This window comes from Hafnia psychrotolerans, from assembly GCF_014639435.1.
GTDB classification, from domain to species: domain Bacteria; phylum Pseudomonadota; class Gammaproteobacteria; order Enterobacterales; family Enterobacteriaceae; genus Ewingella; species Ewingella psychrotolerans.
On the sequence record NZ_BMFZ01000005.1, the window covers coordinates 157,002 to 170,851 of the forward strand.

The 13,850-nt window shown below is 51.8% G+C and carries 11 protein-coding genes; all 11 read right to left on the minus strand.

The annotated features are described in order from the left end of the window. Nucleotides 1-28: 28 nt before the first annotated feature. Entirely contained in the window at nt 29-1,285 is a 1,257-nt protein-coding gene (ftsA, locus tag IEV89_RS11145) for a cell division protein FtsA (protein WP_188473557.1), read from the minus strand. After that, nucleotides 1,282-2,118 (minus strand): cell division protein FtsQ, encoded by an 837-nt coding sequence (gene ftsQ / locus IEV89_RS11150; RefSeq protein WP_188473558.1) that lies wholly within the window; start codon nt 2,116-2,118, stop codon nt 1,282-1,284. Before ftsQ ends, ftsA begins: the two co-directional genes overlap by 4 nt. Continuing rightward, nucleotides 2,118-3,038, minus strand: coding sequence for a D-alanine--D-alanine ligase (locus IEV89_RS11155; RefSeq protein WP_188473559.1), 921 nt, complete (start codon nt 3,036-3,038; stop codon nt 2,118-2,120). The genes ftsQ and IEV89_RS11155 overlap by 1 nt, the downstream gene beginning before the upstream one ends. Beyond that, nucleotides 3,031-4,506, minus strand: a complete 1,476-nt coding sequence (murC, locus tag IEV89_RS11160; protein WP_188473560.1) for a UDP-N-acetylmuramate--L-alanine ligase — start codon at nt 4,504-4,506, stop codon at nt 3,031-3,033. Before murC ends, IEV89_RS11155 begins: the two co-directional genes overlap by 8 nt. Before the next feature lie 79 nt (nt 4,507-4,585). Continuing rightward, entirely contained in the window at nt 4,586-5,653 is a 1,068-nt protein-coding gene (gene murG, locus IEV89_RS11165; protein WP_188473561.1) for an undecaprenyldiphospho-muramoylpentapeptide beta-N-acetylglucosaminyltransferase, read from the minus strand. After that, nucleotides 5,650-6,852 carry a cell division protein FtsW gene (gene ftsW, locus IEV89_RS11170; RefSeq protein ID WP_188473563.1) on the minus strand — a complete coding sequence of 401 codons (1,203 nt, stop codon included), beginning with the start codon at nt 6,850-6,852 and terminating at the stop codon, nt 5,650-5,652. Before ftsW ends, murG begins: the two co-directional genes overlap by 4 nt. Continuing rightward, nucleotides 6,852-8,168, minus strand: coding sequence for a UDP-N-acetylmuramoyl-L-alanine--D-glutamate ligase (gene murD / locus IEV89_RS11175; RefSeq protein ID WP_188473565.1), 1,317 nt, complete (start codon nt 8,166-8,168; stop codon nt 6,852-6,854). The genes ftsW and murD overlap by 1 nt, the downstream gene beginning before the upstream one ends. 2 nt (nt 8,169-8,170) lie before the next feature. After that, entirely contained in the window at nt 8,171-9,253 is a 1,083-nt protein-coding gene (gene mraY, locus IEV89_RS11180) for a phospho-N-acetylmuramoyl-pentapeptide-transferase (RefSeq protein ID WP_188473567.1), read from the minus strand. After that, the gene (gene murF, locus IEV89_RS11185) at nt 9,247-10,608 is read right to left on the minus strand and encodes a UDP-N-acetylmuramoyl-tripeptide--D-alanyl-D-alanine ligase (RefSeq protein ID WP_188473569.1); all 1,362 of its coding nucleotides are present in this window, start codon (nt 10,606-10,608) and stop codon (nt 9,247-9,249) included. Before murF ends, mraY begins: the two co-directional genes overlap by 7 nt. Next, on the minus strand, nt 10,605-12,092 hold the full coding sequence (gene murE / locus IEV89_RS11190) for a UDP-N-acetylmuramoyl-L-alanyl-D-glutamate--2,6-diaminopimelate ligase (protein WP_188473571.1): 1,488 nt from the start codon (nt 12,090-12,092) through the stop codon (nt 10,605-10,607). The genes murF and murE overlap by 4 nt, the downstream gene beginning before the upstream one ends. Then, nucleotides 12,079-13,842 carry a peptidoglycan DD-transpeptidase PBP3 gene (gene ftsI / locus IEV89_RS11195; RefSeq protein WP_188473573.1) on the minus strand — a complete coding sequence of 588 codons (1,764 nt, stop codon included), beginning with the start codon at nt 13,840-13,842 and terminating at the stop codon, nt 12,079-12,081. Before ftsI ends, murE begins: the two co-directional genes overlap by 14 nt. Nucleotides 13,843-13,850 lie beyond the last annotated feature (8 nt).

Here is a 13,850-nt window from a genome sequence, read left to right on the forward strand (position 1 = left end):
ATGACAGCATGATCCCGTTATTAAAACATTAAAACTCTTTTCTCAACCAGCTGCTGATTCGTTTGAACCAGTTGCCCACTGAGGCGCGTTTTTCCACTTCTGCCTCACCACTCAGGTGAGACTCTTTTCCATAGTGCAGCAGCCCTACAGCAGTTGAGTAGTAAGGTTCCTGCGCATAATCTGTCAGCCCGGTGATGTTCAGCGGTTGTCCGATACGCACCTGGGTATGAAATACCCGCTGCGCACAAGCTGCCAGACCATCAATTTGTGCTGCACCGCCAGTCAATACTATTCCGGCAGCCAGATGATGTTTTACGCCTTGCTGACGTAACTGCTCCTGCAATTGCAAAATCTCATCATTAACTAAATTCAGCAGTTCGGTGTAGCGTGGCTCAATGACTTCAGCCAAAGTCTGGCGCTGCAGACTGCGCGGAGGACGCCCTCCCACGCTTGGCACTTCGACGTTTTCGTCTTTCCCAACCATTGCACCCAACGCACAACCGTGGCGTACTTTAATCGCTTCGGCATCTGTAGGTGGAGTACCAAATGCATAGGCGATATCACTGGTCACAACGTTACCCGCATAAGGAATAACTTTAGTATGTCGCAGCGCTCCGCCGGTATAAACCGCAATATCCATGGTGCCGCCACCAATATCGACGACACATACGCCTAATTCACGTTCATCTTCAGTCAAAACCGCGTAGCTGGCTGCCAGGCCAGCAAAAATAAGCTGGTCGACTTTCAATCCGCAACGTTCAACGGCTTTAACGATGTTCTTCGCCATATCGTTATGGCAGGTAATCAAATGAACCTTGGCCTGCATACGCACGCCCGAAAGTCCGACAGGATTTTTGATCCCTTCCTGATAATCGATAGCATATTCCTGTGGAATGACGTGCAGGACGCGGTGTTCATCGCGAACACGAACCGATTTAGCGGTATGCACTACGTTCTCTACATCTTCCTGTGTTACTTCCTCTTCTGAAATAGGAACCATCCCTATTTCATTCTGACAACTGATATGTTTACCAGACAAAGCAAGGTAAACAGAGGAAATTTGGCAATCTGCCATCAATTCTGCCTGATCAATGGCGCGCTGTACGCATTTCACCACTGATTCAAGGTCATTCACGCCACCTTTATCCATCCCACGCGATGGGCAACTTCCCACGCCAATAATATTGACCATGCCATCGGGCAGAACTTCCCCTACCAATGCGGCGACCTTCGCCGTGCCGATCTCCAGCCCCACTACCAGTTTTCTGTCCGTCGACTTGATCATTGTTGTTTAGCCTGTGCCTGATTCTGTTGCTGATTACTGTTTTGCTGATCGATAAACTCTGGTGCCCAGCCGACTGACGCACCGGTGTCGTAACGTAAATCGACATAACTGATGCGTGTTTTATCAGCTTCGGCCTGCTGCTGGAATTTCGGATAAAGGTCTATAAAACGTTGTAAGCGTTTCATTCGATCGTCTCTTCCCAGCTCCAGACGGATATCGTTATCCAGAGTGACTTGCCAAGAGTGACGTGCACTCATTGCCACCGCTTTCAACGTGAACTTAGCGGCAGAAAGCGTCTGGCTCATCGTTTGAAAACCTTGCAAAACATCTTGTTCGCTGCCTTCCGGACCATAAAGCAACGGCATCTTCTGTTTGACTACTCGCTCGGCAGGTATGCTGAATGATTTGCCGTCAGCATCGACCATGTGCAAATCATTCCAATGTGCGACTGGCACATACTCCACCAGATGGATCTTCAACTCGTTCGGCCATTGCTTACGTACACTGACCTGTTTTATCCAAGGTAAACGCTCAATCTGCTGCTGAATGACGTTTACATCCTGCGTCATGAACGTACCCGGCGCACCTAAAGCCAGAATAGCCTGACGAATATCATCGTTCGTGGTGTAGTGACGTTCACCTGTCACAACCAGTTGGGACAATGGCAACCGGTTCGCATCCTGCATCCAGCCAATCACGGCCCACACACTCCATAAAATAGTTCCCAACACCATCAGCAGGAAAATGATACCTGCCAATTGGCTGCCGTTACTGCGACGAGCGGTCTTCTCCGCCGTCTCGCGCTCTCGTGCATTCAGGGCCGCTTGAGACATCAGTCAGCCAATTCCAGTATGCGGGCGACCAGTTGAGGGAAACTTAACCCAAACTGTTTTGCCCCCATCGGTACCAGGCTGTGGCTGGTCATACCTGGGGACGTATTCGCCTCAAGTAAATTGAAGCCGCCTTTACTGTCTTGCATCACATCAATCCGACCCCAGCCGCTGCAATCCAGTGCGCGATAAGCCTGCATTACCAGTTCTGAAAGCGTTTGTTCTTGTTCGATACTTAAACCACTCGGACAAAAATATTGTGTTTCATCAGAGAGATATTTTGCCTCATAGTCGTAAAAGGTCCCTGTTGGCTGAATGCGAATTGAAGGTAATACCTGATCACCTACCACAGCCACGGCATACTCCGGTCCACTCAACCACTGTTCAATCAGTACGTTCTCGTCATGAAGAAAGCCTTCCTGCAGCGCAGGAATCAACGCTTCTTGCGCGGTCACTTTACTCATACCGACGCTGGAACCTTCGCGGCTTGGCTTAACAATCAATGGCAGACCAAGAGCGGATATTTTCTCGGCTAAAGCGCCTTGCAATACTTCGCCAAGCTGCTTTTTATTTACCAGGACGAAAGGCGCAATCGGTAAGCCCAGCGCTTGCCACACCAGTTTGGTGCGGAATTTGTCCATAGCCAGCGCAGAAGCCATCACGCCGCTGCCGGTATAAGGCAGACCCAGATGTTCCAGCGTGCCCTGTAAAGTACCGTCTTCACCGCCACGACCATGCAACGCAATAAAGACTTTTTCGAAACCTTCTTCTTTCAGGCGGGTGACAGCGAAGGTTTTGGTATCAACGGCATGGGCGTCAATACCTGATTCTCTCAGGCCTGCCAATACGGCAGCGCCAGAGTTCAAAGACACATCACGCTCTGCGGAAGTACCGCCAAATAACACTGCGACTTTCTCAGACATGATGTTCTTCACCTTTTCTCACTGGCTGTAATTTCTGATCAGCCAATTTACGGGCCACTTTGCCGATGTTCCCTGCGCCCTGCACCATCACCAGATCGCCACCTTCAAGGATCTGCGCCAGACTTTCCGGCACGGCATCAATATCTGAAACTAAAATCGGATCCAACTTACCGCGGGCACGAATGGTGCGGCAAAGAGAACGGCTATCAGCCCCAGGAATCGGTGCTTCACCCGCCGGATAAACATCTAACATGATCAAAACATCTACCTGCGACAGTACGTTGGCAAAATCATCGTATAAATCACGGGTACGCGTGTAACGGTGAGGCTGGAAAATCATCACCAGACGTCGGTCTGGCCAACCTGCGCGCGCCGCTTTAATGGTGGCGTCAACTTCTGTCGGATGGTGGCCGTAATCATCCACCAGCATGGCGCTACCGCTTTTAGCATTAACGTTCTCAAGCGAATATTCACCGAGGAAATCAAACCGGCGCCCGGTCCCCTGGAAACCTGCCAAAGCATGTAAAATCGCGTCATCTTCAATGCCAGCATCCGTCGCGACCGCAACAGCTGCCGCCGCATTCAGGGCGTTGTGGCGCCCTGGAGCGTTCAACGTGACAGTGATCAGCGGTTTGTCCTGACGGCGAATGGTGAAGTGACCCTGAGCGCCATCCTGACGATAGCTTTCTATAAACACATCAGCATCTTCACTGAAGCCATAAGTGGTGATATGGCGACCAACTCGTGGCAGCAATTCGCGAATAACCGGATCATCGATACACATCACCGCACGGCCATAAAAGGGGAGGTTGTGCAGGAAGTTGATGAAGGTCTGCTTCAGAATCTCGAAGTCACCCTGATACGTATCCATATGATCCGCTTCAATGTTAGTCACAATCGCTACCATCGGTTGCAGATGCAGGAAGGACGCATCGCTTTCATCAGCTTCAGCAATCAAAAACCGGCTTGAGCCCAACCGTGCATGCGTACCCGCAGCTTTAACCAACCCACCGTTCACAAAAGTAGGATCCAGACCGGCTTCAGCATAAATGCTGGTGACCATAGCCGTGGTCGTGGTTTTACCGTGCGTTCCGGCAACAGCAATACCGTGACGAAAGCGCATCAGTTCGGCCAGCATCTCAGCACGGCGGATAACGGGAATACGCGCTTCACGTGCCGCAACGATCTCTGGGTTATCGGCGGAAATAGCCGTCGACACCACCACCACGCTCGCATCCTGCACATTCTCAGGACGGTGATTAAAATAAATCTGAGCACCCAGTGCGGTCAGTTGCTGCGTTACGGCGTTGGGTGCAAGATCTGAACCGCTGATCTGATAGCCTTCATTTGCCAACACTTCGGCGATACCCCCCATGCCGGCACCACCGATGCCAACAAAGTGTATGTGCCGGACGCGATGCATCTCGGGCACGAAGGTACGTAGTTTCGCCAATTGTTGTGTATTCACGTTTTTCTTCACTATTTTCAGTTACTGATTAATTCGATCATTACGTCTCGGAGCGCAATGATGGCGATCCGTTCATATTTCATTTTTTACTGGCGGTAACCACTTCAGCAGCCACTCGCTCAGTCGCATCAGGAATGGCCACTGCACGTGCTGCAATAGCCATCTCCAGCAGATGAGTTCTGTCCCATCCTGCCATCACATCAGCCACGGCAGCGGCACTGAAATTCACCTGTTCAATAATTTTCGCTGCACCGGCTTTTTCCAGTGGCAACGCGTTCCAATATTGTTGTCTGTCTTTATGCTGGAAAGGCACAAAGATCGCAGGTAATCCCGCAGCAGCGATTTCGCTGACCGTCAATGCCCCGGAGCGACACACAACAACATCAGCCCATGCATAGGCCTGCGCCATGTCGTCAATAAATTCGGTGACATTGTGCTGAGTTTGACCCGCTTTCTGATAAGCCTGATTCACTGACTCCAGCGCACCTTTACCGACCTGATGCCACAGAGTGATCTTGTCGCCCATCAGAGAAGCCAGTTCAGGCATAGCTTGGTTCAACACCCTGGCACCTTGACTACCACCAATCACCAAGACACGAATCGCACCCTGACGATCGGCAAAACGGACTTCAGGCTTTGGCAAGGCCAAAACGTCAGTACGTACCGGATTTCCCACGACTGCCGCTTTCGGAAATGCACCGGGGAAAGCCTGTAAAACAGTTTTGGCAATACGCGACAACCAGCGATTAGTCAGCCCTGCAATACCGTTTTGTTCATGTAACACCACCGGGATACGGCATGACCATGCTGCAAGCCCGCCCGGACCAGAAACATACCCCCCCATACCCAGCACCACATCGGGCTTGAAACGGCGCATAATGGCTTTCGCCTGGCGCCACGCATGATATATGCGAATAGGGGCGGTGAGTTGCGCTTTCAGACCTTTCCCACGCAAACCGGAGATCTGAATAAAATCAATCTCAATGCCATTTTTAGGCACTAGATCCGCTTCCATTCTGTCGGCTGTGCCTAACCAGCGTACTTCCCAGCCTTGCGCCATTAGATGATGAGCCACAGCCAGGCCGGGGAACACATGCCCGCCGGTGCCGCCAGCCATCACCATTAAACGCTTGGTCTTGTCGCTCATCGGGCACTCCTTACAAACGCCTGGGCTTTCGCCAGACGCGTTTCGAAATCAACTCGCAGCAACAGCACGATGGCTGTCGACATAATAATCAGGCTCGAACCACCGTAACTGATCAACGGCAGTGTCAGGCCTTTGGTCGGTAATATGCCAGCGGCAGCGCCGACATTAACCAGTGCCTGGAAGCTAAACCACACGCCAATCGAACAGGCCAAAAAGCCGGAAAAACGTTGATCAATTTCCAGAGCACGTCGGCCAATGGACATAGCACGAAAAGCGACGAAGAATACCATTAACAACGTTAATACCACACCGAAATAGCCCAATTCTTCAGCTAAAATAGAGAAGATAAAGTCCGTGTGTGCTTCGGGCAGATATTCGAGCTTTTGCACCGAGTTACCTAAGCCTTGGCCCCAGAATTCACCGCGGCCAAACGCCATCAATGACTGGGTTAATTGATAACCACTGCCGAATGGATCCGCCCATGGATTCCAGAATGATGTAACGCGGCGCATACGATAGGGCTCAGCCACAATAAGCAGAGCAACCGCGAAACCACCGGAGCCGATAATCGCCAAAAACTGCCACATTTTCGCACCGGCTAAAAACAGCATGGCAAGCGTAGTAATAAACAGCACCACCACCGTACCCAAGTCAGGTTGAGCCAGCAGCAAAACGGCCAGAATGACCATCACTCCCATCGGCTTACAGAAGCCCCAGAAATTGCTGCGAACCTCTTCAACCTTGCGCACCAAATAACTGGCCAGATAGCAAAACAGAGACAGCTTAGAAAACTCAGCCGGCTGAATGCGCAAAGGTCCGAAGGAGATCCAACGGGATGCTCCATTCACTGAGCTACCGACGACCAGCACCACCAGCAGCATCACGATGGAGATCAGCAGCAATACGTTGCTGTAACGTTGCCAAATACTCATTGGCACACGTAACGTTATCAGTGACAAACCAAATGCCAGCCCGAGGTAAATCGCATCACGCTTGGCAAACAGGAAAGGATCATTAGCCAAACGTTGCCCAATTGGCATTGATGCCGAAGTGACCATGACAAAACCGACGATGGCCAGACCAAATGTCAGCCAGAGCAATGTACGGTCATATAGCACCAGCGTTGGGGCATCGTTATCTTTTACGCCCATCGCCCAATCGTTAAATTTGCCTATCAGGCCAAATCCGGGAATACGCATCAGCCAAGTTCCTTAGCCAGAGCGCTAAACACATCGCCACGATGTTCAAAATTGCGGAACTGGTCAAGACTGGCACAGGCCGGAGACAACAGCACCAGATCGCCAGCAGTGACGTGCTTGCTGATATCGCGCATCGCTTGCTCCATCGTTTCAAAGGTCGATGAAACTTCAGGGCGCAGTTGGGCCAATTCCCCACCATCACGGCCAAAACAGTAAATCCGAATATTATCGCCTTGCAGATAAGGCGCCAGCGGAGAAAAATCAGCAGATTTTCCATCCCCACCCAGCAGCAAATGTAGCATTCCCTCAACCTGAATCCCGTTGAGCGCAGCTTCTGTGCTACCGACGTTGGTTGCTTTGGAATCGTTAATCCATTGCACACCGTTATGTTGCCATGCCGTCTGATAGCGGTGTGCTAAACCGGTAAAATGAGTGAGCGCTTGCAAACTTGAGGACTGAGGAATGCCCACAGCATCGGCTAACGCGAGCGCGGCCAGCGCGTTGGTGTAGTTGTGACGACCTGTTAGCGGCATCTCTTTCGTATTCAAAACTTTCTCGCCACGCACGCGTAACCAGATATCATTCAACTGACGGGTCAGATGGTAATCCCCCACGTCGACACCGAAGCTGACACAGCGCTTGTCGGCACCTCGCACCGGCATAGTCAATGCATCATCGGCATTAACGACGCACAGCTTGGCATGCTCATAAACGTTTAATTTGGCAGCGCGGTACTGCTGCAATCCAAACGGATAACGGTCCATATGATCTTCAGTCACATTCAGCACCGTCGCTGCGGCGGCGTGCAGACTGTGGGTCGTTTCAAGCTGGAAGCTTGAAAGTTCAAGCACATACAACTCGTACTCTTGATCAAGCATACTGAGGACAGGCAAGCCGATATTGCCACCGACGCCAACCTTCCAACCCGCGGCTTTTGCCATCTCGCCCACCAGCATAGTGACCGTGCTTTTACCGTTTGAGCCAGTGATCGCCACGATAGGTATCTGCACTTCCCGGCAAAACAGTTCGATATCGCCTACCACTTCTACACCCGCTTCAGCCGCCGCGTTCAGCGCCGGTGTCGCCAGCGCCATTCCCGGGCTCGCAACGATCAGATCAGCATCCAGCAACCAGTCTTCGTTCAGGGATCCAAGATGACGCTCAACGTTGTCTGCCAGTTTGTCCAGACCCGGAGGGCTGACACGGGTATCAATAACGCGCGGCGTTACGCCACGCGCCACAAAGAAATCAACACAAGAGAGGCCAGTCAGGCCCAACCCGATAATGACAACTTTTTTACCCAGATAGTCAGCCATAATTACCGCACCTTCAGCGTCGCAAGGCCAATCAGTACCAGCATCAGCGAAATGATCCAGAAACGTACAATGACACGCGGTTCCGGCCAGCCTTTAAGTTCATAGTGGTGGTGAATCGGCGCCATACGGAAAATGCGCTGGCCACGTAACTTAAAGGACCCAACTTGTAAAATGACCGAGAGCGTTTCAACCACAAATACACCGCCCATGATCAACAGTAAGAACTCCTGTCGCAGTAAAACTGCGATGGTACCGAGTGCGCCACCTAATGCCAGTGACCCAACATCACCCATGAATACCTGAGCCGGGTAGGTATTGAACCAAAGGAAGCCCAGCCCCGCACCCACTATCGCCGTACAGACAATCACTAGCTCACCGGCATGTCGCAAGTAAGGAATATGCAGATAGTTAGCGAAGTTCATGTTACCGGTAGCCCAAGCCACCAGTGCAAAACCCCCCGCCACGAATACAGTCGGCATAATCGCCAGCCCATCCAGACCATCAGTCAGGTTGACGGCATTACTGGTGCCCACAATCACGAAATAGCTCAGTAAGATATAAAGCAACCCCAACTGCGGCATGATGTCCTTGAAAAACGGCACCACCAACTCAGTGGCGGGAGTATCCTTGCCAATGGCGTACATAACGAAAGCTGCTGCCAGCGCAATCACCGACTGCCAGAAATATTTCCAACGGGCGATCAGACCTTTAGTGTCTTTACGCACCACTTTGCGATAATCATCCACAAAGCCGACGATGCCATACCCAATCAGTACGAACAGAACGCACCATACATAAGGGTTCCAGGGATATGCCCACATCAATACCGAAATGGTGATTGAGGTAAGAATCATCAATCCCCCCATGGTTGGCGTACCGCGTTTGCTGAAATGCGATTCAGGACCGTCGCTACGCACAACCTGACCAAAAGACATTTTCTGCAGACGCGCAATCATGCGCGGCCCCATCCACAACGAGATGAACAGAGCGGTCAGCAGGCTGACGATGGCGCGAAACGTCAAATAGGAAAAGACGTTGAAGCCGGAATAATATTTGACCAAATGTTCGGCCAGCCAAACTAACATGTTGCATTCTCCTGTAACGCCCGTACTACCTGCTCCATAGCGGCACTACGTGAACCTTTAATTAAAATGGTAATAACCGCATGTTCTGACAGTAAGCGTGTTAAACGGGCTGTCAGGGCTGCCTTATCTTGAAGATGTTCCCCACAGCCACTCATGTCACTAATGAGGCGGCTGGCATGGCCAATACTGAAGACTTTGTCGATCCCGGCCTCGCGAATAGACTCACCTACCTGCCGATGGCAGTTTTCAGTTGCATCTCCCAGTTCAGCCATGTCGCCCACCGCCATCACGCGATAGCCTGGCATCTCGGCAAGGGTTTGTGCGGCGGCGGTCATTGAACCCACGTTAGCGTTATAGCTGTCATCAAGCAGGGTTTTACCTTCACTTAATGCGACAGGGAACAAACGCCCCGGAACGGCTTGCAGGGTAGCTAAACCTTCACGTACGTTGTCCAGACTGGCACCCACGGATAACGCCAGTGCTGCGGAGGCAAGTGCATTAGCAATGTTGTGACGCCCTGGCAATGGTAAGGAAATATCCATAGAGCCTTGTGGCGAGTGCAGAGTAAATACGGTATTTAGCGGGCTGAGATGAATATCTGTTGCGTAGAAATCAACGCCATCAGCCGCATCCGGCGAGAAACGCCAGACGGTTTTATTGTTCAGATGGCGCTGCCAGTGCGGCCAGTCATTGCTGTCAGCATTGAGAATAGCAACGCCTTGCGCTGGCAAGCCTTCGAAAATTTCGCCTTTGGCCTGTGCAACACCGGCCAGAGAGCCAAAACCTTCGAGGTGGGCAGCGGAAAGGTTATTCACCAGCGCGGTTTCCGGCCTGGTCAGATCGGTGGTGTAGGCGATTTCACCCAGATGGTTGGCGCCCATTTCGATCACAGCAAAGTCATGCTCGGCCGTCAGCCGCAACAGCGTTAACGGCACGCCGATGTCATTATTGAAATTGCCTGCGGTGTACAGCACGTTGCCGCACTCGCGCAAAATCGCGGCAGTCATCTCTTTTACTGAGGTTTTTCCTGACGATCCGGTAAGACCGACAATGCGGGCAGGAACTTGCTGACGGACCCAAGCGCCTAATTGACCTAATGCGATACGGGTATCAGCAACCACTAATTGTGGAACCTCAACAGGTAAGCGCTTACTTACCAGCAATGCTACTGCTCCTAAAGTGATGGCATCAACGGCGAAGTCATGGGCGTCAAATTTTTCACCTTTGAGAGCAACGAACAGGCAACCTGCTTCGACCTTACGGGTATCCGTTACGACGACATCGATCTGCGCATCAGCACCGATTAACTCAGCTTTTAGTTCGCGGGCAAGTGTCTGTAGAGAAACGCGGATCATGCGATCACCCCCAGCAAGCGGGCGGCGGTAACGCGATCTGAGTAGTCAAGACGTTGATTACCAACCAGTTGATAATCCTCATGCCCTTTACCAGCGATCAAAACGACATCGTCTTCAGTCGCCTGCATAATGGCGTTTGTCACGGCTTCGGCACGCCCATGAATTTCCAGCGCACGGCCAGCATCAAGCAGGCCTGAGAGGATATCGGCCACAATGGCACGTGGCTCTTCACTACGCGGGTTGTCATCGGTGACGATGACTCGGTCAGCAAACTGCTCAGCAATCCCCCCCATAAGTGGGCGCTTACCTTTGTCGCGATCACCGCCGCAACCAAAGACGCACCACAACTGCCCTTTGCAATGTAGTCGGGCAGCTACCAGCGCTTTTTCCAACGCATCCGGCGTGTGGGCGTAATCGACGACAACAGTGGGTTTACCTGGCGCGTTGAACACTTCCATACGACCGCAAACGGGTTGTAATTGGGAAGAGGTTGACAGCAATTGCGCCAATGGATAATCCAGTGACAGCAATGTCGCCAGTCCTACCAGCAGATTACTCACGTTGAATGCGCCCATAAGACGGCTTTCAAGTTTACCCTCACCCCAACTGGAGTCGATGATTACGCTGGCACCGTTATCGTGATAATCCACACTACGCGCCACCAGCCAGCGTCCTTTCCAACTTGCCGGGATTTTATCTTCCATGCTGACCGCCACCGCATCTGGCAATGTTGCCAGCCAACGCAGCCCGACTTCGTCATCAGCATTAATGATTTTTTGCCCCACCTGATGCGTGGCGAAGAGCTGCCATTTGGCCGCTTCATAATTTTGCATGTCACCGTGATAATCGAGGTGATCGCGGCTCAGGTTGGTAAACGCCGCGGCGGCGAATGGCAATGCCGCAACGCGATGCTGGACCAACCCATGGGATGAGACTTCCATCGCTGCAAAGGTTGCGCCCTGCTGCGCCAGATCAGCTAACACATGTTGAACCTGCACAGCAGAACCGGTGGTATTTTCAGCAGGGATAACCTGGTCAAGTAAACCATTTCCCACCGTCCCCATCACCGCACCGGTCTCGCCCAATAACTGCGCCCATTGTGCTAATAGCTGAGTGGTGGTGGTTTTCCCATTGGTCCCCGTCACACCCACCAAGCGTAATACTTTGCCTGGCTCAGCGTAGAAACGCCCAGCCAGTGCCGATAGCAACACGTTAAGATTATCGAGATAGATAACCGGTACACCATGCATCTGGCATACCGATCCATGTTCTTTTTCACCCTTAGCTTCGGCCACCACAGCAGCCACACCTTGTGCAATAGCCTGTGGAATAAAACGACGTCCGTCGTTGCTATGGCCTGAAATCGCGACGAAAAGATCTCCGGCAGCCGCAACACGGCTGTCTAAAATCAACTCTCTCAGCGCTACATCCGGGGCATCACTCACCCAGGGCGCCAGTAGGTCGCGCAAATTACGATCTGCCACCTGAAGCCTCTTTTTGATTGTTAACTATTGAATCATTTTCAGCGGCGGTCAGTGCATCAGGTTCAATGTTCATTGTGCGTAGAACGCCGCCCATGATCGCGCCGAAGACTGGCGCTGAAATAGCACCACCGTAATATTTACCGCCCTGGGGATCATTGATGACCACCACGAGCGCAAACCGTGGATTACTGGCTGGGGCAACGCCAGCGGTGTAAGCGATGTAACGATTAACGTATTTACCATCCGGACCAACTTTCTTAGCCGTACCGGTTTTAATCGCAATCCGGTAGCCCTTAATGGCCGCTTTAACCCCACCTCCGCCTGGTAACGCCACACTTTCCATCATATGAAGCACAGTGCGTACCAGCGGTTCAGGGAAGATACGTTCACCAGAAACAGGAGGATCAACCTTGGTGATCGACAATGGGCGATAAATACCCATACTGCCGATCGTTGCATAGACACGTGCTAACTGGAGAGGCGTCACCATTAGCCCGTAACCGAAAGAGAAGGTGGCCCTCTCTATGTCAGACCACCGTTGTTTTTTAGGGTATAAGCCACTGCTTTCTCCAACCAGCCCCAAATTGGTCGGTTTTCCCAATCCGAATCGCGAATAAGTATCTACCAGCTCTGCGGACGGCATCGCTAACGCCATTTTTGATACACCGACGTTACTCGACTTCTGCAAGACACCCGTCACTGAAAGCTCCGGATATCGGGCCACGTCTTTGATTTCGTGACCATTAATGTAGTACGGCAACGTGTTGAGAACGCTGTTCTCTTTCACCACACCGTTTCTAAGCGCAGTCATAACCACCATCGGTTTGACGGTAGAACCCGGCTCGAAAATGTCTGTAATAGCACGGTTGCGCATGGCTTCTTTAGGCGTATCCGGCAAATTATTTGGATTGTAAGAAGGGCTGTTTGCCATAGCCAGCACTTCACCGGTCTGCACATCCACCAGCACGGCAGTCCCTGATTCAGCTTTATTGAACGCCACAGCATTGCTCAATTCGCGATAGACCAGTGCTTGTAAGCGTTCGTCGATACTGAGTGCCAGATTGTGCGCAGCCTGGCTATCTACTGAAGAGATATCTTCGATAACACGTCCAAAACGGTCTTTACGAATGGTACGTTCACCCGGTTTTCCGGTTAGCCAACGATCAAAGCTCTTCTCTACACCTTCGATACCCTGACTATCGATGTTGGTCACACCGATGACATGTGCAGTAACCTGCCCCGCAGGATAATAACGGCGAGATTCCTGGCGCAACGATATGCCGGGAAGTTTCAGCTTATGGATGTATTCACCGATCGATGGATTGACCTGACGCGCCAGATAAACAAAGCGTCCTTTCGGGTTGGCATTAATACGGGCGGAAAGTTGATCGAGAGGAATGTTTAACGCATCGGATAGCGCTTTCCAGCGGGCGTCTACCGTGATCCCCCCGCGATCATGAATCTCTTTCGGATCGGCCCAGATAGCATTTACCGGCACACTCACCGCCAAAGGTCGTCCAGCACGGTCAGTGATCATACCTCTTGATGTTTCAATGGTTTGCACCCGTAGCGAGCGCAGATCACCCTCTTTAACCAGACGTTCCGGATTGATAACTTGCAGATAAGCCACCCGCAGCATCAACCCCACCAGCGCGAGAAGAATACAACCGCACAGCAACGCAAAACGCCAGCTAATAAAGCTGGTTTGATCTTCAGGACGTTTTAACTTCGTTTTGTGCGCTGCTTTCATCTGTTGCT